At 35.6% G+C, this 25,358-nt stretch carries 26 protein-coding genes; 22 read left to right on the top strand and 4 right to left on the bottom strand.

What is annotated here, in order from left to right:
* The first annotated feature begins 3 nt into the window (after nucleotides 1-3).
* The 3 genes from HOO91_19815 to HOO91_19805 all read left to right on the top strand — a co-directional run bounded on the left by HOO91_19815 (nucleotide 4) and on the right by HOO91_19805 (nucleotide 2,846).
* Entirely contained in the window at nucleotides 4-567 is a 564-nt protein-coding gene (locus HOO91_19815) for a phosphatase PAP2 family protein (protein NOU19810.1), read from the top strand.
* A 110-nt stretch (nucleotides 568-677) separates the two neighbouring features.
* The gene (locus HOO91_19810; GenBank protein NOU19809.1) at nucleotides 678-1,658 is read left to right on the top strand and encodes a lipoate--protein ligase; all 981 of its coding nucleotides are present in this window, start codon (nucleotides 678-680) and stop codon (nucleotides 1,656-1,658) included.
* A 276-nt stretch (nucleotides 1,659-1,934) separates the two neighbouring features.
* Nucleotides 1,935-2,846: an MBL fold metallo-hydrolase gene (locus HOO91_19805; protein ID NOU19808.1), complete on the top strand. Its 912-nt coding sequence runs from the start codon at nucleotides 1,935-1,937 to the stop codon at nucleotides 2,844-2,846.
* A 253-nt stretch (nucleotides 2,847-3,099) separates the two neighbouring features.
* Here the strand turns inward: HOO91_19805 and HOO91_19800 are convergent, their stop codons facing one another.
* Both HOO91_19800 and HOO91_19795 read right to left on the bottom strand, forming a co-directional pair.
* Nucleotides 3,100-3,681 carry a hypothetical protein gene (locus HOO91_19800; GenBank protein ID NOU19807.1) on the bottom strand — a complete coding sequence of 194 codons (582 nt, stop codon included), beginning with the start codon at nucleotides 3,679-3,681 and terminating at the stop codon, nucleotides 3,100-3,102.
* 108 nt (nucleotides 3,682-3,789) lie between these two features.
* A complete protein-coding gene (locus tag HOO91_19795) occupies nucleotides 3,790-4,128 on the bottom strand; it encodes a hypothetical protein (GenBank protein NOU19806.1) in 339 nt (112 codons plus the stop codon).
* A gap of 68 nt (nucleotides 4,129-4,196) precedes the next feature.
* On the opposite strand from HOO91_19795, the gene HOO91_19790 reads away from it, so the two are divergent.
* Together HOO91_19790 and HOO91_19785 are read left to right on the top strand one after the other, a co-directional pair.
* A complete protein-coding gene (locus HOO91_19790) occupies nucleotides 4,197-4,964 on the top strand; it encodes a 1-acyl-sn-glycerol-3-phosphate acyltransferase (GenBank protein ID NOU19805.1) in 768 nt (255 codons plus the stop codon).
* Nucleotides 4,965-5,110: 146 nt separating this feature from the next.
* Complete coding sequence (locus HOO91_19785; protein ID NOU19804.1) at nucleotides 5,111-6,022, top strand: proline dehydrogenase; 912 nt, start codon at nucleotides 5,111-5,113, stop codon at nucleotides 6,020-6,022.
* A gap of 51 nt (nucleotides 6,023-6,073) precedes the next feature.
* Here HOO91_19785 and HOO91_19780 read toward each other — a convergent pair whose 3' ends face one another.
* Entirely contained in the window at nucleotides 6,074-7,426 is a 1,353-nt protein-coding gene (locus tag HOO91_19780; GenBank protein NOU19803.1) for a hypothetical protein, read from the bottom strand.
* A 225-nt stretch (nucleotides 7,427-7,651) separates the two neighbouring features.
* Here HOO91_19780 and HOO91_19775 point away from each other — a divergent pair, with 225 nt between their 5' ends.
* From HOO91_19775 to HOO91_19765, 3 genes are read left to right on the top strand one after another with little or no spacing between them, the layout of a single operon-like run.
* Nucleotides 7,652-7,870, top strand: coding sequence for a DUF4492 domain-containing protein (locus HOO91_19775; GenBank protein NOU19802.1), 219 nt, complete (start codon nucleotides 7,652-7,654; stop codon nucleotides 7,868-7,870).
* Nucleotides 7,871-7,879: 9 nt separating this feature from the next.
* Nucleotides 7,880-9,445 (top strand): cytochrome ubiquinol oxidase subunit I, encoded by a 1,566-nt coding sequence (locus HOO91_19770; protein NOU19801.1) that lies wholly within the window; start codon nucleotides 7,880-7,882, stop codon nucleotides 9,443-9,445.
* Nucleotides 9,446-9,450: 5 nt separating this feature from the next.
* On the top strand, nucleotides 9,451-10,599 hold the full coding sequence (locus HOO91_19765; protein ID NOU19800.1) for a cytochrome d ubiquinol oxidase subunit II: 1,149 nt from the start codon (nucleotides 9,451-9,453) through the stop codon (nucleotides 10,597-10,599).
* 374 nt (nucleotides 10,600-10,973) lie between these two features.
* On the opposite strand, the gene HOO91_19760 is transcribed toward HOO91_19765, so the two are convergent.
* On the bottom strand, nucleotides 10,974-11,579 hold the full coding sequence (locus tag HOO91_19760; protein ID NOU19799.1) for a GNAT family N-acetyltransferase: 606 nt from the start codon (nucleotides 11,577-11,579) through the stop codon (nucleotides 10,974-10,976).
* Nucleotides 11,580-11,718: 139 nt separating this feature from the next.
* On the opposite strand from HOO91_19760, the gene HOO91_19755 reads away from it, so the two are divergent.
* From HOO91_19755 to HOO91_19690, 14 genes are all read left to right on the top strand, one after another.
* A complete protein-coding gene (locus tag HOO91_19755; GenBank protein ID NOU19798.1) occupies nucleotides 11,719-12,303 on the top strand; it encodes a transposase in 585 nt (194 codons plus the stop codon).
* A complete protein-coding gene (locus HOO91_19750; GenBank protein NOU19797.1) occupies nucleotides 12,276-12,425 on the top strand; it encodes a hypothetical protein in 150 nt (49 codons plus the stop codon). The genes HOO91_19755 and HOO91_19750 overlap by 28 nt, the downstream gene beginning before the upstream one ends.
* A 304-nt stretch (nucleotides 12,426-12,729) precedes the next feature.
* Nucleotides 12,730-13,242, top strand: a complete 513-nt coding sequence (purE, locus tag HOO91_19745) for a 5-(carboxyamino)imidazole ribonucleotide mutase (protein ID NOU19796.1) — start codon at nucleotides 12,730-12,732, stop codon at nucleotides 13,240-13,242.
* Between the two features lies 1 nt (nucleotide 13,243).
* A complete protein-coding gene (locus tag HOO91_19740; protein ID NOU19795.1) occupies nucleotides 13,244-14,119 on the top strand; it encodes a hypothetical protein in 876 nt (291 codons plus the stop codon).
* A gap of 328 nt (nucleotides 14,120-14,447) precedes the next feature.
* Nucleotides 14,448-16,466 (top strand): helix-hairpin-helix domain-containing protein, encoded by a 2,019-nt coding sequence (locus HOO91_19735; GenBank protein NOU19794.1) that lies wholly within the window; start codon nucleotides 14,448-14,450, stop codon nucleotides 16,464-16,466.
* Nucleotides 16,467-16,687: 221 nt separating this feature from the next.
* The gene (locus tag HOO91_19730) at nucleotides 16,688-17,734 is read left to right on the top strand and encodes a radical SAM protein (GenBank protein ID NOU19793.1); all 1,047 of its coding nucleotides are present in this window, start codon (nucleotides 16,688-16,690) and stop codon (nucleotides 17,732-17,734) included.
* A 10-nt stretch (nucleotides 17,735-17,744) separates the two neighbouring features.
* Nucleotides 17,745-19,406 carry a tetratricopeptide repeat protein gene (locus tag HOO91_19725; protein NOU19792.1) on the top strand — a complete coding sequence of 554 codons (1,662 nt, stop codon included), beginning with the start codon at nucleotides 17,745-17,747 and terminating at the stop codon, nucleotides 19,404-19,406.
* 57 nt (nucleotides 19,407-19,463) lie between these two features.
* Nucleotides 19,464-19,898, top strand: coding sequence for a toll/interleukin-1 receptor domain-containing protein (locus tag HOO91_19720; protein ID NOU19791.1), 435 nt, complete (start codon nucleotides 19,464-19,466; stop codon nucleotides 19,896-19,898).
* 981 nt (nucleotides 19,899-20,879) lie between these two features.
* A complete protein-coding gene (locus tag HOO91_19715; GenBank protein NOU19790.1) occupies nucleotides 20,880-21,734 on the top strand; it encodes a class I SAM-dependent methyltransferase in 855 nt (284 codons plus the stop codon).
* Between the two features lie 199 nt (nucleotides 21,735-21,933).
* Nucleotides 21,934-23,100 carry a VCBS repeat-containing protein gene (locus tag HOO91_19710; GenBank protein ID NOU19789.1) on the top strand — a complete coding sequence of 389 codons (1,167 nt, stop codon included), beginning with the start codon at nucleotides 21,934-21,936 and terminating at the stop codon, nucleotides 23,098-23,100.
* 369 nt (nucleotides 23,101-23,469) lie between these two features.
* Nucleotides 23,470-23,697: a hypothetical protein gene (locus HOO91_19705; GenBank protein ID NOU19788.1), complete on the top strand. Its 228-nt coding sequence runs from the start codon at nucleotides 23,470-23,472 to the stop codon at nucleotides 23,695-23,697.
* Nucleotides 23,678-24,097, top strand: a complete 420-nt coding sequence (locus tag HOO91_19700; protein ID NOU19787.1) for a putative toxin-antitoxin system toxin component, PIN family — start codon at nucleotides 23,678-23,680, stop codon at nucleotides 24,095-24,097. Before HOO91_19705 ends, HOO91_19700 begins: the two co-directional genes overlap by 20 nt.
* 206 nt (nucleotides 24,098-24,303) lie before the next feature.
* Nucleotides 24,304-24,546 (top strand): hypothetical protein, encoded by a 243-nt coding sequence (locus HOO91_19695; GenBank protein NOU19786.1) that lies wholly within the window; start codon nucleotides 24,304-24,306, stop codon nucleotides 24,544-24,546.
* A 92-nt stretch (nucleotides 24,547-24,638) separates the two neighbouring features.
* On the top strand, nucleotides 24,639-24,833 hold the full coding sequence (locus tag HOO91_19690) for a hypothetical protein (protein ID NOU19785.1): 195 nt from the start codon (nucleotides 24,639-24,641) through the stop codon (nucleotides 24,831-24,833).
* Nucleotides 24,834-25,358 lie beyond the last annotated feature (525 nt).

The raw sequence follows: 25,358 nt of genomic DNA, 5'->3' as shown, positions 1-25,358 counted from the left end.
TTCATGGTTGATATAATTCAACATCTGGATACTCAACTATTCCTATTCCTAAATGGTCTTAATTCCCCATTCTGGGATCCCATTATGCTTTTTGTATCGGGGAAAATTCAATGGTTACCATTTTATCTGCTACTAATCTACTTTATTGCCCGTAAATATGGATGGAAAACGCTATGGTGGTTACTTGCCATTACTATTGTTGTTGTAGCAACAGACCGAATTTCTTCGGGTATATTTAAAAACGGATTCCACCGATTAAGACCCTGCCATAATCCCGATTTGCAAGGATTAATGCATTTAGTTGGAAAATGCGGGGGTCAATATGGGTTTATATCATCACATGCTGCTAATACATTTGGTGTTGCTGTATTCCTATCATTTCTTTTCAAAAACAGATGGGCTACCATTGGTCTCCTTTTCTGGGCTGCATTCGTTTCTTATAGCAGGATTTACTTAGGTGTTCATTACCCAGGAGATGTTCTATGCGGAGCAATTGTTGGTGCTGGGATTGGAATAAGTATTTGGTTACCTGCAAGCCATTTCATCAACCGTAAGAGGTTGGAGTAATTTAGGTCTTTAATATTCATGTTAGAAAGTGCCTTAAGTTTGGAGTACTTGAAAACTTTATATTTTACACACTACAAACTCTAGGCACTTTTAACTCTAGGCACTTTTATATGCTCCTAATTCAACAAACATCAACAAATCCCTACTTCAATATTGCCTCAGAGGAATATTTGCTAAAAAAATTTTCCGATGACATTTTTATTCTTTATCGTAACGAACCATCCATTATTGTTGGGAAGCATCAAAATACTCTGGCTGAAATAAATCTTGAATACGTAAAGAGGAATAAACTTAATGTTATCCGTAGATTATCGGGTGGTGGAACTGTTTACCACGATTTAGGCAACCTTAACTACACCTTCATTGCTAACGGTTCGGAAGGAAATCTGGTAGATTTCAAAAAGTTCACACAGCCAATTATCGATGTACTTCAAAAACTGAGCATTGGTGCTAAACTGGGAGGTAAAAACGATATCAGGGTTGGTGATAAAAAGATATCGGGAAATGCGGAGCATGTTTATAAAAACAGGGTTCTTCATCACGGAACATTGCTATTCTCCTCGAATCTGGATGAGTTGAATGAATCTATTAAAATCAACCCGAATACCTATTCCGATAAGGCGGTAAAATCTATCCGAAGCCAAGTTGCGAACATCTCCGAGTTTTTAAAAGAACCAATTACCATTACCGAATTTGCCGACTTAATTGCCACCCATATAAAACAAGTCTTTAAGAGCAGCAAAAGCTATCAACTTAGCAACAACGATATCAATATAATTAATGGGTTAGTAGATACTAAGTACTCAACATGGGAATGGAATTTTGGCTACTCCCCTACTTATACATTGAATAAAGAAATTCTTATTGGGGAGAATATTTTAGGAGTTATGATTAGCGTTGATAAGGGAATAATTCGTGAAGTTAAGCTGAATGGAAATTTGTTGAATAAAGAATATCTTTTAAAAATTGAGCAAACGCTCACTGATTGCCCTCATGATATTGATGCTATTGCAGAAAAAATATCAACCGCTGGGTTAGAAAAAATCAATCCAAACCTAACTGTAGATAGGATTTTAATGGGGTTATTCTGATTTCTGAATCAATGTTGTTTACTTAAGAATTGTTATTTTAACGTAAGTTCAATGTAAACTGTCATCCTGAGCGAAGCGAAGGATCTTAGATGCTTCACTCCGTTCAGCATGACAAAGTAATAATCTATCACTATGGTCAGGATCTATATGTTATGCTTACATCAAGTTCACACTAACTATGACAATCTGCTTAAATCACCAAACATTTTTCGCCACAAAAATGTTTGTATTTTTGTATCAAAATTAGATCTATTAAAAACTAAAGGAGGAATTAAAATGGGTATAAAAACTATTTCCCGAGATGTATTTCTATCTGCTATGGCTATAGTAATGTTCACCTCAATATCAACCGGACAAATTAAGTATATGAACCATGATATAGTGGTTGGTGATGTTAAAGTTCGCACGCTTCAGGATGCTCAAATGTACCTTAAGCTATCCCTCCTTTCGGGAATTGACCAAAAAGATGCGCTTAGCTTAACGGGGGGCGTTGACTCGGCATGGACTCCAGTGAATGCTTATCTTGTGCAAACCCCAAACCATATAGTTTTAGTTGATGCTGGGGTTGGAAAATATCCCGGCGAGGATTCGGGGTATCTTTTGGAACAGCTGAAAAATGCAGGGGTTGATCCTTCCAAAATCGATCTTATACTTATCACCCATTTCCATTTTGATCATATCGGCGGATTGGTTTCGCCTGATGGAAAACGTTTATTCCCAAATGCAATTGTCCGTGCATCGCAAACGGAGAGTGATTTTTGGATGCAAGACTCTTCTTTGATACCTGCAAATTTACGCCAGCGGGCAGCAAAAATTAAGGCTATATTGACTCCATACCTCTCGGCAAACTCATACAAAACTTTTCAACCCAGCGAGGATCTTGGCGATGGCATTAAGGCTCTGTCTGCGTTCGGTCATACTCCCGGGCATACGGTATTTTCGTTTTCATCGAAAGGCAGTGAGCTTTGGTGCATTGGCGATTTAATCCATTTTGGTGCCGTTCAGTTCAAGCACCCATCGGCTGGTGTTGCATTCGACAGCGATGGTAAAATGGCAATTGCTACACGTATCGATTTTTTTAGCCGTGCGGCTATATCACATGCTATTATTGCCGCAGCACATTTGCCAGAAATGGTTCGTATTGAAAGGAATGGGGATGCACTTGTTACAATACCTGTTGAGAAATAATTTAACTTTTAGACAAAGCATTTTCTTGATATAAATAAAAGAGGCTGTCCCAAAAGATTAACTATTAACCGCAGAGCCTGCGAAGAAAAAAACGCAAAGAGCGCAAATAATCATTAAACAATACATTCTTTGCGAACTTTGCGAAATCTTATAATACCTTGCGGTTAATTGACTTCTTGGACAGCCTCTTTGTTTATGTTTTTACGAGAAATATTTTGATGCTTTAAAGAGTGAGTAGCATGAAAAAGTCACTCTATTTCTTCGGTTGCTCTTTGGGTGGCTCCAGACCATAGGCAACACCCTCAACGAGATGTGTGGGAACTTCACCATAACCACCCTTTGATTCTCTCTTCTTAATTAGTACCATGTATGCACCCATATTGGCTGCCTTTTTCTGGAGTCGAATGTTTGCACTTTGCTGTGCCGATTTGGCATCCCTAGCATTCTTTGATGATTGGGCATCAACTTTACCTAATTCATATAAACCATTTACCTCTTCTGGGTTATCAGTTAAAACAATGGTTTTAAAATCACCCACCGCAACCATTTCAAAGGCTGGTTTATTGAACATCTCAACTCTACCTGTACTATAACGGATCTTGTGAATTTGTTTCCGAGCCAACTCCTCCATCTTCGATTTATTTAATGGGTAGTATGAGACTTTTGAGGAAGATACTCCGTGAATTTTGCCCAAAAGTTTTTTCCCGCTAACAAGAATTATGGTGTCCGCTTTTTCTGTGGCATTCTGGCTCCATCCTGAAAATGCCAAAAGCATAATAAAGAGAAATAGTAAAATATGCTTTAGTATACTAACCCTTTTGAATAGTTTAAACATAATAGTATGATTTTGTTATAAATACACAAAGTCAATGCCAAGTACCCATTAATTAAAATCTAAATTTAACATATAGGCATAACGAATCAAAGAGAAAAATAGTTACAATTATTTATTCCCTTGACATAAGAAAAAGAATCCTATTGAAAGAGGGAAAAGATACATCGCTAAGCCTATATCAATTCGACCATTAAACGAAATAACTATTTGATAAACCGAGAGCAAGAAAATTATTAGGCCTGATATCACGGTCAAACCAGGCTTTGATAGAAATCCTCCGATAAGCAGCAGAACCGCAAAAATTACAAATGCCAATGCAATATAAAACCGAATGCTTTCAAAATTAATTGGACTTAATTTGTTAATATAGCTGAGGAATAAGTAAAGTGCTAGGGTTATTCGGAGTAACCACATGGCAATAACTTGTCCGTATTTGAATGGCTGCATACTTGTTTAGTTTTTTTTGTTATCTTATTTTTGTTGCATCTAATTTTCAAAAATAGCAAATCATTGATATGAGAACAAATCCGTTCCTCAAAATAGTTCAGATAATCTACTCAATAATAGTTTGGTCATTCATGATCATATCATGTTTTCCTCTTTTTATAGTTGATTTTATTATCTGGCTTTTGACTTTTTGGTGGGATAAACGAACCTGGGTTCTACATAGGTATTCTATTTTCTGGGCGTTAATATATGTTTGGTTAAACCCACTTTGGAAGATCAATATAAAGGGGGGTGAAAACATCAAGAAAAAGAAAACATATGTGATTATTTCCAATCATCAAAGCGCTATGGATATTGTAGTGCTCTATCGCTTGCTAACCCATTTTAAATGGATAGCTAAACGTGAACTTTTTAAAGTTCCCTTTGTAGGTTGGAATTTAAGACTTAACAAACATGTCCCAATTGATCGGAATAGCCCTAAAAGTGCTTTAGAGATGATGCAGAAAGCCGTTAACCATTTGAATCAGGGTAGTTCAATCCTTATTTTCCCAGAAGGAACACGTTCGGAAGATGGAGTTATCAAACGATTTAAAGATGGGGCATTTATAATAGCAAAAAGAGCAGAGGTTGCCATTCTTCCAGTGGTTATTAACGGAACGCTAGAAACGCTTCCTAAAAGCGGCATGGTTGGAGGCCGTCAAACTTTTGTAATACATGTTCTACCAGAGATACCTTACGATTCATTTAAGGATAAAAGTCTTGCAGATATTTCGAAAGAGATGCATCAGCTACTTACAGAAGAGCATAAGAAGATAGCCCCGAAGTATTACAGTTAGCACATTTCTAAATTAATCTATCATACTAGCTATTTTTATTATTTTCTATCATAAAGTTTTTGAAACCTTTTTTGCCTTCCGTTGTTAAAAGTATCGGCACGGAAAAATTTTTTGAATTTGACTACAAACTATTTAAATTGATAGGGATGTTTAATAAGATGATTGCAGCAATGTTGCCCTATTTCCCTAAGAAACTAATCTGGATTTTTTCGAAGCGATATATCGCTGGCGAGAGTGTTGAGGATGCAATTAGAGCATCTAAGGAGCTGAATGCTCAAGGAATTAAAGTAACCATTGATATCCTTGGCGAATTCATAAAAACCCTTGATGAAGCTCAAAGGAATAAGGTTGAGTATATTGAACTAATAGATAAAATTCAGAAGGAGAATATTGATGGGAATTACTCATTAAAGCCAACCATGTTCGGATTGCTCTTGGACAAGGAGGTTTGCTACAATCATATCCGCGAGATTGTTGCGAAGGCTGCATCGTATGGCAATTTTATTAGAGTTGATATGGAGGATTCGCCTTGTACCGATATGGAGATAGAACTTTATCGTAGATTGAAAGTAGAATTCCCTAAAAATGTGGGGTTGGTTGTACAGGCGTATCTTAAACGCACCTTGCAAGATCTTCAGGACTTAATGGACATCCATACTAGAGAAGTTCCCCTCAGCTACCGCTTATGTAAAGGCATATACGTTGAACCCGCTGCAATAGCATATAAGAAATACGAGGAGGTGAATGAGCATTACCTTGAGGATCTTGATTTTATGTTTAAGAATGGTGTCTATCCCGGAATTGCCACGCATGATAAACCCTTGATAGATGGCGCATATAAACTCATCCAAAAGCATAGTGTACCAAAAAACTTGTATGAATTCCAGATGCTCTATGGTGTAACCCCTGAATTACGAAAATCTATATTAAGCAAAGGACATACAATGCGAGTATACGTTCCATTCGGCAAGCAATGGTTTGGCTACTCAACACGTCGTTTAAAGGAGAATCCCAAAATGGCAAGCCTCATAATAAAAGCATTGTTTTTTAGGGGATAAAAATAAAAAAAGAGACTTCAACTAAAGTCTCTTTTTTATTTTGGAATGATACTATTTTTCTATTGATGGTGATATCGTATTGTAAATTGAATTATTAAGTTGAATCAACCTTGTTGTCTTTTCGGGATTTCTAAACTTACAAATAACCCATTTAATATCTTCAATAGCCTTTAAAGCATATTTACGCCATAAGTAAGCCATAACTGCTCCCAACGGAAGGCTAATTAAATAGCACAATGAATAAATCCCATTTCCTGATATTGCCCAAAAAACTAGAGTTTGAATTATAAACATAATTGGGAAAATAAACATTCCCACTACAAGCCGAATAGAACTGATAAACTGAACATCTTTAATTTTTTTACTGGCTTTGTTAGTAACAGCAATAGGAATTATATTATTTACAAACCCACCAACAAATAGAGGGAGAGTGATTAAAAGTAATGGAAGTTTTATCAGCAAACTCCAAAGTTTAATACCTTTTGCTTGAATCGAATTGGACGATAAACCTGTTTCAGATATCAGCTTTGAGTAGGATTTAACTTCGTCCATTAGGTTTTGAAATTGCCCAGGACTATTTGTTTTGAATTTATCAACGGCAGCAATCATTTTTTTGTCTACCTCAAACTGAGAGTTTAGGTGTTTAGGCAACTTTTTATCTTTGATATGCATTGGGGTAAATATCTCTCTGAGCATCTCGTACTCATCATAGTACGCCTCATCATCAATCTGAATCATCTCAGCCTTCATCCCAACCTCAAGTTCCTCTATAAGGGCATTATAGGCAAGAGCTGGGTTTTGGCGATATAAATCGAGATATTTGCTGATATCAATGGGTTGACCAAAACGAACAAGTAGTTTACTCCTGAAATTAACGTAATTACTATAATTTAGGCCAACAGGAATTATATGAATATTCAGTTTACCCTCGCAAGCATCTTCGGCTTGAAATGCAATTCGGGCAATCCCCTTCTTTAGCGGACGAAGTCTACGTTGTCCAAAATGGTTACCTTCAGGTAGAATGCCTATACCTCGATGGTTTTTTAGAACATCTAAAGTTTTTCGAAATATATCATCATTTAGCTGTAGATTCTGATACCCATCACGAATACGGTATACAGGCATAATTTTAATGAAAGTCAGAATTTTCCTTAAAGTTGATGTTTTGAACACATCAGCCCTTGCCAAATAAACGAGTTGCCATCTACGGGAGCTGAGCACTGCTAATGCGTCAACCAACGAATTTTGATGATTAGCTGCAAGTATCAAACTTTTATCAAATGGAATATCTTTAATACCAACAACAGTTGTATTAAAGTAGATTTTGAAAAAAAAATCGTGATACGATTTCAACAAGTGATAACCAAGTGACCATTGCTCAATTCTCTCTCTATCTGTAGGCATAGTAAAATAAAATCAATGAATACATTATTAAATCAGCGATTGTAAAAATGATTATTTCTTTTCAATTTGCCAAACCGCTACCCCGAATCAACTTTTCTGAATTTATTTCTAACCCTGCTAATCATTTTAACCTTTCATTTGTTGTTTAAACAATAATTTTAGTACAATCCTTTAGCCCATGGTATTTATAAAAACCTTATTTTTGATAATATAAATAACAGTAAAATGTCGAACAATCCAATCAAATCCATAATTCGGTTTTATTATGATGGTTTTAAAAGCATGACCATTGGGAAGACCCTTTGGACAATCATAATCATCAAACTTTTCATAATGTTTTTTATCCTCAAACTCTTCTTTTTTCCTGATTTATTAAAGAAGAACTTTAAAAACGACGAAGATAGAAGTCGCCACGTACTTGAACAGCTAACGAATAAAAAATAGTTATCAAATATGATTGAAAGTTTGGAACTTTCGCTAGTCAACTGGTCAAAAGCCCAGTTTGCGCTTACAGCCATGTATCATTGGATATTCGTTCCACTAACCCTTGGGTTGGCATTTATAATTGCCTTTATGGAGACCCTCTACGTCAAAACAGGGGACGAGGAGTGGAAAAAGATTACAAAATACTGGATGACACTCTTTGGGATAAACTTTGCCATTGGGATTGCAACGGGTATAATCCTTGAGTTTGAGTTTGGAACCAACTGGAGCAACTACTCGTGGTTTGTTGGCGATATTTTTGGAGCACCTCTGGCCATTGAAGGTATCATGGCATTTTTCATGGAAACTACTTTTATAGCAGTAATGTTTTTTGGTTGGAATAAGGTCAGTAAGAGGTTTCACCTTATCTCAACATGGCTTGTTGCTATAGGCGCAAACCTATCGGCTTTATGGATTTTAGTTGCCAATGCATGGATGCAATACCCTGCTGGTATGCATTTCAATCCCGACACGGTGAGAAATGAGATGGTTAATTTCTGGGAGGTTTTATTATCTCCTGTGGCAGTGAATAAATTTCTACACACTATTACATCTAGCTTTTTACTTGCATCGGTTTTTGTAATTGGAATAAGCGCATGGTATATGTTAAAAGGGCGACACATCCTTTTAGCAAAGCGAAGTATTATAATTGCATCGGTTTTTGGACTTATTTCATCAGTATTTGTAGGATTTACTGGCGATGGTTCAGCAATAGAGGTTGCCCACAAGCAACCCATGAAACTTGCAGCCATGGAAGGGCTTTACAAAGGAAGTGAAGGGGTAGGGCTAATTGTAATTGGTGCTCCCACACCTGGTAAGGTTTATAACGACAATAAAGATCCGTATATTTTTAAAATCCAAATTCCTAAGATGCTTTCAATTCTCGGATATCATGATAAGGATGCCTTTGTCCCAGGTATTACAGATATAATTGAGGGTGGATACACTTACAAGAATAAAAATGGCAAAGAGGTTGTTGCTCCTTCCGCTGCTCAGAAAATTGAAAAAGGAAAGTTAGCCATTCAGGCTCTTGCCGATTATACAACCTCATCAGCAGAAGGAAACAAGGAGATGATGGCTTACCACAAGAATATCCTTAACGAAAATTTTGAATATTTTGGATACGGCTATCTTAAAGACCCATCTAGTACCATTCCCAATGTCCCTCTGGTTTTTTACAGCTTTAGGATGATGGTTGGGCTAGGATTACTATTTATTGTCTTTTTTGGTCTGATTTTATTCTTGATTCTCGAAAAGAATCTTGAACAAAAACGATGGCTACTAAAAACTTCAATCTTTATGATACCCCTAGCCTACCTTGCCAGTCAAGCAGGCTGGATTGTTGCTGAGGTTGGTCGTCAACCCTGGGTTATACAGGATATTCTGCCCACTTCTGCCGCCGTATCGAATATTGGAGTTGGAGCGGTACAGGTTACATTCTTCCTTTTCTTTATAATCTTTACAATTCTACTTATAGCGGAGCTAAAAATTATGTTTAAACAAATTAAACTTGGACCAAAAGAGGGAGGAAACTAATCATGATAGATAGTACGTACATCATACTACAGCATTACTGGTGGTTTATTGTTTCTCTGCTTGGAGCACTGCTTGTATTTCTTCTTTTTGTTCAGGGAGGACAAACGTTGATTTACACTCTTGGTAAAAACGAATCGGAACGTACAATGCTTGTAAATGCACTTGGACGTAAATGGGAATTTACTTTCACAACGCTTGTAACCTTTGGTGGTGCGTTTTTTGCATCGTTCCCGCTATTTTATTCCACAAGTTTTGGTGGTGCCTACTGGGTATGGATTGCAATACTTTTCTGCTTTATAATTCAGGCTATATCCTATGAATATCGTACAAAACCTAACAACTTTTTAGGACAACGCACTTTTGAGGTATTCCTTTTTATCAATGGACTGTTAGGAACAATTCTACTGGGAACAGCGGTGGCAACATTCTTTACGGGTTCTTTATTCTCAGTTACAAAGATGAATTTAACAAATATTGGAAACCCCGTAATCTCATCATGGCAAACCCCATGGCATGGGTTAGAGGCTGCGCTTAATCTTCATAACCTATCGCTTGGATTAGCAGTTTTTTTTCTTGCTAGGGTTTTAGCAATTCTGTATTTTATGAATAGCGTTAGTAGCGAGAGCATCTTTTCAAGAGCAAAAAAGCAATTACTAATCAACACAATTCCATTCTTAGTATTCTTTTTAACCTTTGTTATTTGGTTAATTCTTCGCAATGGATTTGCGGTGGATCCAACAAACGGGAATGTTTCTATGGAATCATTCAAATATCTTCACAATTTATTGGCAATGCCAATAGTTTTAGCGGTTTTCCTAACTGGGGTTCTGCTTGTACTTTGGGGAATTTTCAAATCATTAGTAGCCAATTACACCAAAGGAATTTGGTTCTCGGGCATTGGAACTGTTCTTACTGTTTTAGGGATATTTCTTGTTGCAGGTTATAATAATACAGCGTACTACCCATCAACATTCAATTTGCAGAATTCGCTTACTATTTACAACAGCTCCTCAAGTAAGTTTACCCTAACGGTAATGAGTTTTGTTTCGTTGCTTGTTCCGTTTGTATTGGCCTATATATGGCATACATGGAGGTTAATCAATGGTAAAAAGATTGATGCTGATGAGATGAAAAACGAAGGACATGTTTATTAATGGAAAATGAATAATGAAAAGTTATAATCTGATTTCAAATTATTTATCCTTAAACTTATGATATACTTACCTCAAATACTCTGGTTATTAACATGGCCAATGTTAATTTATATCAGCTACAGGATTTCTATTTTAGCCCTTAGATATTATGAAACAAAAGAGAAAAACGGTTCATCAAGCAAGTAAAAATTGGCTATAATATTTTACAATGGTTCGGTAATCTTTTTGGTGAATTTTTGTGACTTGGTGATTTTGTGGCTATTATAAAATTTTTGCCACCAAATCACGAAAACACAAAATATCACAAAAACAATATGTTACAAATCAATAATAAAACTTTAACGAACTATTGATTTTAAAAGTCCCTGCTGAAATTATTGCTTATCTGTATAATAGCGAACCATTGGTCTGTTTTTAGATGTTCTATCTACAATCTCAAAACCTGCACGTTCAAAGGATTTATATAATCCGATCCATGCAAATGAATCGGGAAGACCTTCTTTAGTTGGAATAGTTGGATATGCCTCTATAATTTTAACACCATTCTCTTTGGCATACTTTATAACGCCTTTCAAAAGTTCAACTGAAATGCCATTTCGCCTAAATTTTTTATCAATAAAAAAGCAGGGTATTGACCAAACGGAATTATTGTCGATACGTTTATGAACTCGTGACTTTTCGAGTTTTAAAAAGTGTTCTCTGGGAGCAAATGCGCACCATGCAATTGGTTGTCCGTCGTAAAAGCCAAGGATTCCTGTTGGTTTATTTTCCATCACAAGTTTTTTCATCGCCTCTTTATTCCCTTCATCCGTTTTTCCCTCAACAAAATCCACCTTTTTAAGGCGATAATACATGCACCAACAATTCCCACAAGCCCCCTTTGCCCCAAAAAGTTGAACAAACTTCATCCAATTATTGGGGTTTAAAGGTTCGAATGTTAATTGACTCAAAAAATCTTTATCAATAAATGATTTTGCCATAACTAAATGATTTTGGTTCTTTATAAAAATGAATGGGTAAATGTTATTTGTAAATTTACATAACACTTGATTCATACCCAAATGACACAGAAAGATTTATTTGCGAAGGCATTGATGATTGGAAAGCCATGATTCGTCCATGAAAGTACAATTTGATTTAGAGCAAGGCAAACTGGACATCTGGATAGATTTTGAGCGGGGATCATCATTCTATTACCAAAACAAAGAGAACGGCATTGAAGGCAGCTATAAAGCCTACGATACCGTGAAAAAAATCTGGCAACACTTAAACTTCTTCCAGTACCAGTATTACCTACCCGCATGGGAGCCGCGAGTTAGGGTTGAAAAAGGGAATGTACGCTTGGTTCAAACACCATGGGAGGGCATAAGTAGCAGTTTTACCCTTTTATTCGAAGCCCTTATCCTTGAGCTGGTCAAGCAAATGCCCATCCACCAAGCAAGCAAACTCATGAGCACTTACGATCAGAAGGTATGGAACATGCTGCAGCTGTATACCTGGACGTGCCGTGATCTGGAGGACTACTCTCAGGTAACCAGCATCGGTGTTGACGAGACATCGGCTCGCAAGGGTCATGATTACGCTACGCTCTTCATAGACCTTAAAGAGAAGAGAACGCTCTTTGTCACCCTGGGGAGAGATCATGAGGTGGTTGAAGCGTTCATGAAGACCTTAAGCTGCATAAGGGCACACCTGAAAGCATAACACAGATTTCTTGCGATATGTCTCCGGCATTCATCCTTGGGGTGAATGAAAACCTTCCGAGTGCAGCTATCGTCTTTAATCGGTTTCATGTAACCAAAGAGTACTTTTTGAATGGATTGTAATTTCTTTTTTGACAAATGTTTTGAACAATAATGTTATGTGTGTGCCATTTGCAGAATAAAACTCTAGTTATATTAAATAAAAAAGCACTATTGTACTCATGGACAAAATAAAAATCGAGAGGAGTTATCTAATTTGTTTCATTATGATAATTAAACAGTTATAATACTAATTTATTCAGGTTTTTTGCTTTATGTAAATTGCACGAACTCTGCATTTTTTTAAAAATTCTTCCAATTACTATTTTTTTTGAAATTTGGTGGTTTGTTAACAAATCTGTATCTTAAAATCCTAAAAAAACATAAAATGAATCCTAAAGTAAGCATAATTATGGGTAGTGCATCCGACTTATCTATTATGGAAGAGGCTGCAAAGATACTGAATGAGATGAAGATTCCATTTGAGATGAATGCCCTATCGGCACACCGCACACCCGATCAGGTTTTGGATTTTGCCCGCAATGCTCATACCCGTGGAATTAAAGTGATAATTGCTGGAGCAGGCGGAGCCGCTCACCTTCCAGGTGTTATTGCCGCATTAACTCCACTTCCAGTAATTGGAGTACCTGTTAAATCGTCAAATTCGATTGATGGTTGGGATTCAATCCTCTCTATTCTCCAGATGCCATCAGGAATTCCAGTGGCAACGGTAGCTCTAGATTGTGCTCGCAATGCGGGTATTCTTGCCATCCAAATTATTGGAACTGGCGAACCCGAGGTTCAAAAGCAAATGATTGAGTTCAAGCAAAGTCTTGCAAAAAAGGTAATATCTGCAAATCAGGAATTATCTAAAGTTAAGTTTGAGTATAAAGTGAATTAGCATGATTTTTTCCAGATTTAAGCCTTTTGATTTTATCAATACAAGCAAACTTTTTCTAATCCCACTACTTTTTCCACTACTTTCATATTCATCAGAGCCCGATAAGCTTATTGGAGCACGGGCTTCTGGTTTGGGGAATAGCGCAATTGCCCTAACGGACTCTTGGTCGATATTCAATAATCAGGCTGGGTTGGGATGGCAGCGCGATTACTGGGCTGGCGTTTACCACGAGAATAGATATTTTGTAAAGGAACTCAATTATAGCTCGTTGGGTGGTTGTATTCCTGTAAAACCGGGAACTTTTGGGATTGCTATTACCCATTTTGGCTACAGCCAGTACAGCCAATCACGATTTGGACTTTCTTATGGAATGATGCTTACCAAGACTATTGCTGCTGGTGTTGGGTTTAACTATCACACGGTGCAATTAGCAGGAGGATACGGCAGTTCGAATTGCCTAACCGCCGAAGGGGGAATCATCTATCAACCTCTCGAAAAAGTTGCGATTGGGGCTTACCTTTTTAATCCAACACATTCGTCGCTTGGGAATAATCAGAAACTCGCTACTTTTTTTGGTATTGGATTGACATACAGACCATCCAAATACATTCTTATTACCCTTCAAGGTGACGACAACACCCAATCCAGCCCAGTTTTCAGAACGGGACTTGAGTATTCGCCCGCTAAAAACTTATATTTTCGGGCGGGGATGTCCTCGAATCCTATGTCGTTGGCATTCGGGCTTGGGTGGAAGGTAAAATCAGTAGATTTCGATTTGGCATTCTCCTACCACGAAGTTTTGGGGTATACCCCGTTCCTATCGGTTTCCTATACATTCAATAGCAAAACCAGCAAACAGGATAAGCCTGAGAAATGAGAATTGGATTAAAAATAGAGCAGATTTGCACGCAAAGTCGCAAAGCCGCAAAGAAATTAAGGTTTTCCTCTTTAAAGGTTATAGGAAAAGTAGTAGTAAAAACATACTAATATTGTTTTATCGAAAAAATTGAGAACCTTATAATGTTGACAATTAATCAACGCAAAGGGAAAAAACTTTTAGTTTTTTCTTCTTCGCGAACTTTGCGACTTTGCGTGAACTATTAAATCGAAACTAACACGAATATTTTTCTCCCAAAAGGAACTACTACTAAGTTATGTGCCTGAATAGATACAAAATCGCATTTATCCTGATTCTCCTTTTTGCTATGCAAAAGGTTTGGTCACAGGGCGTTGGGGTTGATCCGCAGCAGCTGATATCCGATATTATTGAGGATATGTCATCAAAAACGGATCAGGAGATTGATTATACTCCAATTGTTGAGGATTTGATGTACCTGTTCGAAAATCCACTAAACATTAACCAGTGCAGCATCGAGGATCTATCCAAATTGGCATTTCTCTCCGATTTTCAGGTAAAGAGCCTTTGGGATTATATTCAAACAAACGGAAATTTATTGAGTATTTACGAGCTACAGCTGATATTTGGTTTTGAGCGTGAGGATATACAACGAATTGCCCCATTCATTAAACTGGGTAACCCTAACGATTTAGAGCCGCTTAAATATCTTTTAAGAAATGGAAGACACGAGGTAAGTGTAAAATCAAGCACAATCCTCGAAAATCAGGCTGGTTATAAAAACCCTTCAACACCCGAAGCATCAAGATACTTGGGAAGTAAATATTCCCTTTACACTCGCTATGGTTTTCAGGCCAAGGATAGAATAGCGTTTGGGTTGATAGTGGAGAAGGATGCAGGAGAGCAATTCTTTAAGGGCGCAAATCAGAAAGGATTCGATTACCTATCGGGCTATTTTACCCTTTCAAAAGTTGGGGTGATAAAAAAACTCGTTGTTGGCGATTTTGATGCCGAATTTGGGCAAGGATTAACGTTTTGGAGCAATCTGTCTGCCGGGAAATCATCCAACCCTCTAGGCATACGAAAACGACCCCGTGGGCTGGTAAAGCACTCCTCGGCGAATGAAAATATATTTCTGAGAGGTGCTGGTGTGACTATTCCAATAAAAAAGTTTGATTTTACAATCTTCGGTTCATACAAAAAAATTGATGCAAGCCCTGAGGATACTCTAATTGATGGTCAAAAATACTTCACCTCGTTACCCCAATCGGGGTTGCACCGAACCCCAAAGGAGTTATTGAGCAAGGGCGCACTGGACGAGCTGATTGCCGGAGGTAACATATCCTACAAAGGGCGAAAGATAAATGGCGGAATAACCATCTCGCATGTTAGGATTGATGGTGGCTTTAGGGTTGATAGTTCACTGTACAAACTCTACAGCCCATCGCCCATAGGCAGAACAAATATTGGCTTCAACCTCCAGCGATACATTAAAAATCACCTCCTCTTTGGCGAAGCAGCCATAGAACCAAAAACCTCTGAACACGCTGTACTTATTGGTGGGCTGTTTAAACTATCACCATTAGTAGAATTCTCGGTACTTGGCAGGAGCTACACCCGAGGCTATACAAATATCTACACATCAGCATTTGCCGAGGGCAGCGGGGCATACAACGAGAAGGGGATATTCACAGGCATTACACTGTTTCCAATTAAACGGTTAACCCTATCGGGGTATGTTGATATTTTCTCGTTCCCATGGCTGAAGTATAGGGTAAATGCGCCCTCCACAGGGCACGAGTACCTAGTACAATCCGAATATCGCTTTAGCGCAACGCTTACAGGGCAGATACGCTATAGATTAAAGAGAGCGGAGCAGAACTATATCGCAGAATGCGATAGGATGGTGGTTGTTATTCCCCAAATCTCACAATCCGCAAGGGTTCAGTTAACCTACGCTCCCGATAAGCGGCTAATGCTTCGGAGTCGCTTCGATTTCACAGAATTTAGTAACGATAGCACAGGTCGTGAACGTGGCTATGCCCTTTCGCAGGATATTGGCTACACCCACCCCAAATACCCAATTTCCGTATCGTTTCGGTTTGCAATATTCGATACCGACTCGTGGAACACCCGAATTTACAGCTACGAGAGCGATATGCTCTACACCTTCTCCGTTCCTGCCTATTCCTCCAAGGGGATCCGCACCTACATAATGCTGGCCTATAGCCCAACAAACCGCATTGATTGCTGGCTCCGTTGGTCACAAACCTACTACTCCGACGTTAAAGAGATAGGCCAAGGCCTTGACCTAATCAACAGCAACCAAAAGAATGATTTTAGGGTGATGGTAAGGGTGAGGTTTTAGGGTGTGGTTGTTATCTATATCAAGGAGATAGGGGAAAAACAATCCTTTGATTATTAGGATTAATTCTTTATATTTGAGAGTAAATGAGACCAAGGGTGGAGTTTAACATATGTTTTTAGTTATACTGTCGTGCTCTTGGTGAGGTCATAAATGAGTTAATTATTTAAAGAAAAAATAACTAAAATATAATCTCTGATTGTAATTAGTTTTAAAATTGGATTATGAATGATCTATCGCGAGCACATTTTAGTGAAATAAAGCATCTGTTTTGTAGTACATCCCTTTTGTGTAACAAATCTTGCGGTTATTGTTATTTACCAAGTAAGAGTAGGAAAAACAAATATTCCATTCCATTAAATGAGTTGGTAAAATATCTCCTTATTTTTAAAAAATTAAATGTTGGATATGTTACTCTTGTTGGTGGAGAACCCGCCTTATTAGAGAATTTTAATATTATTACGCAAACAATCTCAGATTTGGGATTCAATTTAATAGTTCATACTAATGGTTCACTTTCTAAGGAACAATTGTTTCATTTGACCAAACTAAGAGTTGTATATATATCTTTTAGTTTAGACTCATTAGACCCAAAAATAAATGATACAAATAGATTCAAAGGAGCAACTGAAGAAGTTATAAGGAAAATAGATGAAACTTCATCTTTTAATTTACCAATACGAATTTCAACAGTTATTACTAAAGAAAATATGAATGACATCTACCCTTTAGTAAGGTTTGCAGAGACTAAAAATATTAACTTAATAAATATTCATAGACTTGAAATTCTTAATCATCAAACGGAAAATGTTAAAAATATTTCTTTATCTCCCGAAGAATGGATTACTCAATTTAAAGATTGGCTTACAGTTGCAAAAGAGACAAAAATATTTTTAAGAGCACCGATAAGTTTTATGCCTTTAAAATATGTGCTAGAAATTAAAAATAAAAACATAGATTGTCCTTCAAAGTATTATGATACATTTAATTTATTCCCTTCCGGCAATGTTTACCGATGCCCTCTTCTGGTAAATGAAAATATTTTTGCATGGAACATTAAAAATCAAAACATATTAAGTGAATCACCCAAAGATAAGTCCCTGTTTGAAGAAAATAAGGATTGCAATGGGATGTGCCCAATTATTATCAAAAGATATAATACTCAATATAAAGAATTTTTTCCCGTTTGCCCATTTATTAAAACAACTTTAAATCCTCTTGGTGGTGTTAGTAATGGTGTGTGGGATGAAATTGTATTTGATTTTATTTAAGATTTTTAATATGGATCTATTAAAAAACAAATCAAGTAGTATTAATTTATTTTTTCATTGTCATTCATCGGAAAGATGTTTTTTAAATGATGATGAACTACTTGGTTATCTTTCAGGACTTAAACTTCAAGGAATCAATGTAAATTCTGAGAATGATATTAAACCGGGAGATGAGGAGATTAAGACTATAATCAGATTTATTGAAGAATCAAGAATTTTAGTTTTAATTGTTAGTCAGTTTTGGTTGGATTCAGATTTTGTTACGACACATCTATTTCCAATAATAGAAAAAAAGTTTAAAGATAATAAACTTGAAATAATTCCTGTTTTAGCTTATAATTGTAGCATTGATGATTCTTCTTGGTTCAGAAGATTAAATTTTTTTCCACCTTATGGATTAAGTATATATAGTGATTTTAATGATCATGGTCGAAAAAATAATTTATACAAATCTATTAGAGAGGAAATTGTTAAACGTGCAAATTTTATTCGAGAAATTTACTCGCCTTCTGATTTGTTAAATATAAAATCAAAAAAAACAGAAATAGAGGAACTTATAAAAATTGGACAAAATAAACTTGCAAGGTTTTATCTGGAAAGTTTACTACGAACAAAAGTCAGCGAAGATGAAGATACAACATGTTCCTTATTAATAGAGACTGGTAAATGTCAACAAAAAACTGGAGCACAAACGGCTGCTTATCAGAATTATATTAACGCATTCAATATTGCAAAGAAGAATAACAATAAAACATTTTTGTCCTTATCTTTAAGTTGCATTGGAAATATTTTTAAAGAACAAGGTAATCTGCGTGAAGCAATTAAATATTATGAAAAATCTTTAGCACTTATTGACATAACTAATATCATAGCCAAATGTAATTTAAAAATAAATTTGGGCTCTACTTATAGGAGAATTGGCAACTTTGACTTGGCGACAACTTTGATTTCAGAATCTACAATAGGATTAAGAGAACTTGCTATATATGAAAAAAATGAAGATGAAAAGAATAAAATTAATCGACATCTAGGAATAGCATTAGGAAGCCTTTCTAGTTGTAATATATCTTCAAATGACTATATATCTGCACTTAAACATGCAGAAGAAGGATTGTCACTTTCATTGAAATATGATAACTTAAGAGGTATTGGTTATGCAAAACATAGAATTGCGCAAGTTTATCTTGCTTTAAAATTTCCAGTTAAAGCTCTGCCTTTGCTAAAAGAAGCTTCAAACATAGCTAAGGAAGCAGATGAAATTCGAGAAATCTTTTCAATTTCATTAAGTATTGGTCAGTGTTATTTTCAATTGGGACAAATTGAAGATGCAGAAAGATTCTTTTTTTCTGCAATGATGGATGGTGTTTCCACTTCAGATTTTTTTCGAATTGCCCAAAGTCATGAGTGGATTGCCACTATGAGAAGTAAGAATGGTCAAGAAACATACTATTATTATGAAGTGGCTAAACGTCTTTATAAATTGGTTGAGGCAAAATGGTGGGCTGAAAAAATTGAGCTTTTAATTAGCTCCAAAGAGAAGAATCTCGATGATAATAAAAATATTGAAATTCGAAAAAGGGTGTCATTTTATATTGATGACCTACTTTCAAAGAATATTATTACAAGAGAATATTTTGAATATGAGGCAATTGCAAAAATTATTACACCGTAATAGCTTTTTATCAATACTAATTAATATTTTTTCATGTTGAAATATTTAGTATGTAAAATGAAAAGTAAATTATTTATAAGTTATTCTCATAAGGACAGCGACTTTAAAGACTCCTTTATCTCGCATATTAAATTACTTGAACGTCAAGGAAAATTATTTCAATGGCATGATCAAATGATTGATTCAGGAGATGAATGGAAACAATCCATTTTGGATAATATAAATTCTGCAAATATTATTATCTTACTAATTAGTGTAAATTTTATTAATTCTGATTTTTGCTGGGGTATTGAAATGGAAATTGCGATGAAGAGGCATGAAAATAAAGAAGCAAGAGTAATTCCTATTATTCTTAGACCGTGTGATTGGCATACTGCACCGTTTGGTATATTAAAGGCATTACCAATTGATGGCAAACCAATTATTACTTGGAATATTATTGATGAAGGGTGGTTAAATGTTGTTAATGGGATTAAATGCTTAATATTTTAACGATAAAGAATAAAGTCCAATTGTGACAAAGTTTAGCGGAGCATAAATTCGCCCCCGCTAGGCAAAGTCTGCGACTTCGTCGTTTTTAAATAGCGGTTTTAAACCGCACTAATTCAAAAAAACAAGCCATACTGCGTTTGCCCGAGACTGTAAACAACTAACACAAAAATCATTGGGTTTGGTATAGGTTAGCGGAGCATATCTGCATCGTTCTATTGTGGCAGGCTGAGCCATAACTCAAGACCTTCAATACAACTGCTAAATGAAAACAGAGACTTTATTTTTTTAACAAAGATATCCAACCCGAGTTAATAAAAAAACTCTTATTACATAAAGCCCAACAAGCCGTATCGATTGCTGGCTACGTTGGTCACAAACCTACTACTCCGATGTTAATGAAATAGGCCAAGGCCTCGACCTAATCAGCAGCAACCAAAAGAATGATTTGAGGGTGATGATAAGGGTGAGGTTTTAATGAATAATTATATACATTTGCACAAGGCAACCAATCTGGTAGTTAGTGGTGATTGAATAGTATCATTATTACAAATGATATTCGTTGTTGCAACTTTATTTTCTAATTTATCGCTTAAAAAATTTGGAAACGAATACAAAAGCAATTCGCTATGCAGAGTTCGTTTCTAAATTTATTGGTTAACTATTGACTATCACCATAGCAAAAAAACAATTAAATTTTTTGATGGGTTCCTAAAATTTCAATCAATTCAGAAATTAGCAGTTTTGAATAGAATTGAATTTGTTTTTCCTGCACCCATAACGAGGTGGTTGTAATGAGTATGCGTAAGTTTATGATAATTGATTCAATCTAACAGTTCATATAAAATGCCTATTGTTTTGAGGTAGTTAAGAAGCAGAATCAATTAAATTAACTTTTTTTAACAAATTATAAGTCGACAAAAAACAACTTCTGGTTTTGTATAATCAGAAAAACAATTAACTTCATATTAAAATGTTTAAAAAATGATTGATAACTATGTGAACAATCCCAAAAGTCCAAAATTTTATGTAAAAAAATATTTGGATGGTATAAGGGAAGAATTAAGAAATCGTATTGTAATTGACGTACCAGCGGGAAATGGTGCTACAACCGAAATATTATTAGAGAATGGTGCAAAAGTTGAGGCTTATGATTTGTTCCCTGAGTATTTCATGCTAAAAGATATAGAGTGTAAGCGTGCTGATATTGTTGATAAAATTCCTGTAACTAATAATTATGCTGATATGCTAATATGTCAAGAAGGCATTGAACATTTTAGCGATCAAACAAAGACATTTAAAGAATTTAACCGCGTTTTGAAACTGAATGGAAAACTTCTAATTACAACACCCTCGTATTCCAATTTAGCATCCAAATTCAGCTATTTATTGTTTGAAAGTGAAAACACCAAACTAATGCCGCCAAACGAAATAGATGATATATGGATGTCAGACAAAAATGTAACTAAGGAAATTTATTACGGACACATTTTCCTAGTAGGTTTACAAAAATTAAGAGTAATTGCAAAACTCTCAGGGTTTAAGATTAAGGAAATTAAATATTTACGGTTAAGTAAGAGTTCCCTGTTACTCTTTCTGTTTTTCTACCCTATCATCTTTATAAGTTCTTATGTGCGATATTTTAAAAACATTAAAAAGCATAAAGAAATACCTAAATCATATAAGCGAAAAGTATATGCCGAACTTCTAAAAACCAATATTAATCCTAAGAATTTATTGAACAAACACACCTTTGTAATATTTGAGAAAGAAACGGAATTGAATGATGTTGATTTTAGCCTTGATTGCGTGTCGAAATCATTCGAAAAAATAATGTAGTGATTAAATAAGCGAGCATTTAGAATTGATACTACACAGTATATCCTCAGAACTAACTTTGAAGTTAGCGTTTTGATGTTTTTTAACCTTTGAATAATTCAGTCTAACATAGAATAAGGGAGGTTTCTGAAAATCCTTAAAAGAGTAAGACGAGAAAACCAAAAATCGTAAGAGTAGGTACTTTATTAAATTTTGATGTATGAATAAATTGGATTTTTTGTGGATTATTTTTTTTCTTACCTTCTTTAGTTGTGCAAAAGATCCGAATTTACAACAAGTCCCTAAGAACAATCGTATGTTAAAGAGCATCGTAGACGAATCATCTTATGTTAATGGAATAATTTCAGGTCCATTTACTTTATGGGCTGACAATGACCAAATAATTTCGCTGGATTATAATGGTGACGGTATAAAAGACATATTATTGTTTCGTCCGGGCCTGGGTAGGGTTTGTTTGAATAGAAGTCTGAAAGATGGATCTTTTACTAATGTATTTTTTCTCAAGGATGGTTTAGATGGCTTTAGTTTTGCAAATTACTATGGTAATTCAACTATTAGTGATGATCAGGCTATAACTATTGATTTTGATGGAGACGGTAAAGACGATTTAATGTGCTATAGTCCTGGGTCAAGAAAAGTGGTTTTGGAGAGGTCGAATGGAGATGGAACATTTACAGCCACTTATACAAGTAATAATGGTATGGGTGGTTATGATTTTACCTATCGTTGTGATAGAGCTATTGCATTAGATTTTAATGGAGACAAAAAGATGGATCTAATGTTCTTTCGACCTGGTAACAAAGCTGTATATTTGCTACAAGGGAATGGTGATGGAACATTCGAAGCAATATTAAAAAGTAGTAATGGTCTGGCTGGTTTTAATTTTGACCAAGTTCAGGATTTAGCTATAGCATTAGATTATGATGGCGATGGCAAAGATGATGTAATGTGTTATAGGACTGGAAGCAAGCCAACAGTTTATATTCAAAAATCTAATGGAGATGGAACATTTACAAATATTTATAAAAATGGTAACGGTATAGGAGGCTATAATTTTGACCAAATACAAGATAAAGCTATTGCGTTAGATTATAATGGTGATGGCAAAGACGATATAATGTGTTATCGGCCTCGTGGCTCAGCCTGCTACCTATTAAAATCAAATGGTGATGGAACGTTTACCACTGTTTACCATAATGAAGGCATTGCTGGTTTTGATTTACATGACTTAAGAGATCGTATTATTTCTTTAGATTACAACAACGACGGTTATAGTGATATTATAATGTACAGATCAGGTATGGGATATGCTTTTTCAGCCAAATCGCTAGGTGATGGTACCTATTCTCTTGATTGCAGGCAATAAATAGTTCAATGAGAGTTAATACCAAGCCGAAATACATAGAAAGTTATGCCTTTTAGGGGACGGTAAGTTTAACTTTAAGGGTTCCCCTCAAAACAATAAAATGCTTTTTACAAGTGTTTTTATGGTTTTGAAGGGAATTTCTATTTACAAGAGACTCGTTGAGACCCCCCGTTCGCCAGAGGCTAAAAGTAACTAAAACAAAAATCATTGGGTTTGGCATAGGTTAGCGGAGCGCACCTGTGGCGTACTATTGGGGCAGGTTGTAGTTGGATATGATGGTTAAACTCACAAGCTTGCTTTTCAAAATAATTAAGGATCTTGAAAAATTTGTATATTTGGGATTAGAAGATAACGATAATTGCTTTAATCATGAAAACAATAAATGTTTCAGTATCAGACCTTGAATTCGATAAGTTCGGTTTAAAGTCAAGTCTTTCATTTTCTGACTTTTTGGATATTGTAAGCAGAGAGTTGTCGAAACAAAGACTTAATGAAAGTTTGAAGCTTGCAGAAAAATTTGGGCTTTCAGGAATGACAATGGATGAAATCACTAAAGAAGTTAAAGCGGTTAGGAAAAATGCAAAAAATCGTAGTTGACACCAATGTTCTTGTTTCTGCGCTAATTCAGCGTAGTTATCCTTATCACATTGTTCAGGAATTATTCTCTAACGACTACATTCAACTTTGCCTTTCTGATGAACTATTCGCAGAGTATTATAATGTGCTGAATAGAAAGAAATTCTCAAAATTTCCTGATTTTATCTCAAATGCTCAGGCTTTACTTATAGATATTGAGAAAAGAGCAACCAAATATTATCCAACAATTCGATTAAAAATAATAAGCGATTCCGACGATAACAAACTTCTGGAACTTGCAGAAACCTGTAACGCTGATTTTCTAATTACAGGTAATACCAATGACTTTACCATGAATGAATACAAGGGAACTAAGATTTTATGTCCTAAAGATTATTGGACTGACTATATGATAGAATAAATGTGAGAACGCACAACTCCTCGTTAGGCGAAATCTGCGACTTTGTCTTCTCTAAATAGCGGTTTTAAACCGCACTAATTCAAATAAAAACAAGCATCCGTGTAGGTGCTAAGTTTACAAGTACTCTTTAGCATGGGCTAATGCGTATTGAATGACTGATATCAATTGCCTTTTTTAACCAAGATTTGTATATTTGGAAAAAAAACATGACTACCATAGAACTGAAAAATAATTTCCATCACCTTATAGATAGTATAAACAATGATGATATACTATCGAAGTTCTATGCAATAATGGCAAGAACGAATGAGAGAGCCGATGGAAAACTTTGGGGAAGACTCACCAAAGAGGAGCAAGAAGAACTCATTCGGGCAGATATTGAATCAAACGACCCATCGAATCTAATTTCCCATACCGAAATCCAAAAAAAGCATAAGAAATGGCTTTAACCATTTATTGGTCTAAGAGAGCTGACAAAAAATTCGATAAAATTATTGACTATATTTAGAAGGAATGGGGTAAGGCTGTAACAAAAGCTTTTGTGAAAAAAGTATATGATTTTCTTGATATTCTAATTGAATTCCCAGAAATCGGAAGTTTGGAACATGCGGAAAGGAATATTCGAGGTTTTGTAATTGTTAAGCAAATAACTCTCTTTTATAAAATCAAGGACGATAAAATCATTCTGTTAAACTTCTTCGACAATAGGCAACATCCAAAAAGAAAGAGGTATTAATCTCATGTTGACCTGATGTTTTATGCAAAATAATACAAAATAGGTCTATAATATGCTATATTTTATCAAAACATGTTATATACTTGCGGTGTTATTCCCTGTTGTCCCTGCTTCGGCATACTTCAGGGTTTTCGTTTTTTATAGAGATGATGTTTTATTCTCCGCTAGGCAAGTCTTCGACTTCATCTTTTTGAAACAGAATATCATCGATAAAAATGTAAATTGCCATTGCTTTATCTTTCATAACCCTTCAGGTTTAATGGATTCAGCAAATTCAAAATCTGAAGGATTTTTTTTTCAAAAGCCAATATTTACAAGACTTTATATCAACATGACGAGGAACTTTTCAACAACTATAATGTTTTGAATAGTTAGAACTGAGCTTGCGAACCGAACGTAGTGAGCTCAGCATTCTAAGACATATGCAAGTAAAATAGAATAATTATTTTTGTGTTGCCAAATAACGACCGACGGCAAAAGTTAAGCCAAAGGTTATCTAGGGGTAGCTCAATTGCAGCTACCCTT

It is taken from the genome of Bacteroidales bacterium (genome assembly GCA_013141385.1).
GTDB lineage: Bacteria > Bacteroidota > Bacteroidia > Bacteroidales > Tenuifilaceae > UBA8529.
Note: the sequence above shows the minus strand (reverse complement) of the source record. Positions and strands in the feature narration are given on the sequence as shown.

Bases quoted from the DNA above. Each gene is read 5' to 3' on its own strand.
- HOO91_19790 (NOU19805.1), top strand. From the start codon at position 4,197: ATGAGAACAAATCCGTTCCTCAAAATAGTTCAGATAATCTACTCAATA.
- HOO91_19730 (NOU19793.1), top strand. From the start codon at position 16,688: ATGAATGATCTATCGCGAGCACATTTTAGTGAAATAAAGCATCTGTTT.
- HOO91_19815 (NOU19810.1), top strand. From the start codon at position 4: ATGGTTGATATAATTCAACATCTGGATACTCAACTATTCCTATTCCTA.
- purE (NOU19796.1), top strand. From the start codon at position 12,730: ATGAATCCTAAAGTAAGCATAATTATGGGTAGTGCATCCGACTTATCT.
- HOO91_19785 (NOU19804.1), top strand. From the start codon at position 5,111: ATGTTTAATAAGATGATTGCAGCAATGTTGCCCTATTTCCCTAAGAAA.
- HOO91_19760 (NOU19799.1), bottom strand. From the start codon at position 11,579: ATGGCAAAATCATTTATTGATAAAGATTTTTTGAGTCAATTAACATTC.
- HOO91_19725 (NOU19792.1), top strand. From the start codon at position 17,745: ATGGATCTATTAAAAAACAAATCAAGTAGTATTAATTTATTTTTTCAT.
- HOO91_19775 (NOU19802.1), top strand. From the start codon at position 7,652: ATGTCGAACAATCCAATCAAATCCATAATTCGGTTTTATTATGATGGT.
- HOO91_19770 (NOU19801.1), top strand. From the start codon at position 7,880: ATGATTGAAAGTTTGGAACTTTCGCTAGTCAACTGGTCAAAAGCCCAG.
- HOO91_19805 (NOU19808.1), top strand. From the start codon at position 1,935: ATGGGTATAAAAACTATTTCCCGAGATGTATTTCTATCTGCTATGGCT.
- HOO91_19735 (NOU19794.1), top strand. From the start codon at position 14,448: ATGCAAAAGGTTTGGTCACAGGGCGTTGGGGTTGATCCGCAGCAGCTG.
- HOO91_19800 (NOU19807.1), bottom strand. From the start codon at position 3,681: ATGTTTAAACTATTCAAAAGGGTTAGTATACTAAAGCATATTTTACTA.
- HOO91_19705 (NOU19788.1), top strand. From the start codon at position 23,470: ATGAAAACAATAAATGTTTCAGTATCAGACCTTGAATTCGATAAGTTC.
- HOO91_19755 (NOU19798.1), top strand. From the start codon at position 11,719: ATGAAAGTACAATTTGATTTAGAGCAAGGCAAACTGGACATCTGGATA.
- HOO91_19700 (NOU19787.1), top strand. From the start codon at position 23,678: ATGCAAAAAATCGTAGTTGACACCAATGTTCTTGTTTCTGCGCTAATT.
- HOO91_19810 (NOU19809.1), top strand. From the start codon at position 678: ATGCTCCTAATTCAACAAACATCAACAAATCCCTACTTCAATATTGCC.
- HOO91_19710 (NOU19789.1), top strand. From the start codon at position 21,934: ATGAATAAATTGGATTTTTTGTGGATTATTTTTTTTCTTACCTTCTTT.
- HOO91_19740 (NOU19795.1), top strand. From the start codon at position 13,244: ATGATTTTTTCCAGATTTAAGCCTTTTGATTTTATCAATACAAGCAAA.
- HOO91_19720 (NOU19791.1), top strand. From the start codon at position 19,464: ATGAAAAGTAAATTATTTATAAGTTATTCTCATAAGGACAGCGACTTT.
- HOO91_19715 (NOU19790.1), top strand. From the start codon at position 20,880: ATGATTGATAACTATGTGAACAATCCCAAAAGTCCAAAATTTTATGTA.
- HOO91_19780 (NOU19803.1), bottom strand. From the start codon at position 7,426: ATGCCTACAGATAGAGAGAGAATTGAGCAATGGTCACTTGGTTATCAC.
- HOO91_19795 (NOU19806.1), bottom strand. From the start codon at position 4,128: ATGCAGCCATTCAAATACGGACAAGTTATTGCCATGTGGTTACTCCGA.
- HOO91_19695 (NOU19786.1), top strand. From the start codon at position 24,304: ATGACTACCATAGAACTGAAAAATAATTTCCATCACCTTATAGATAGT.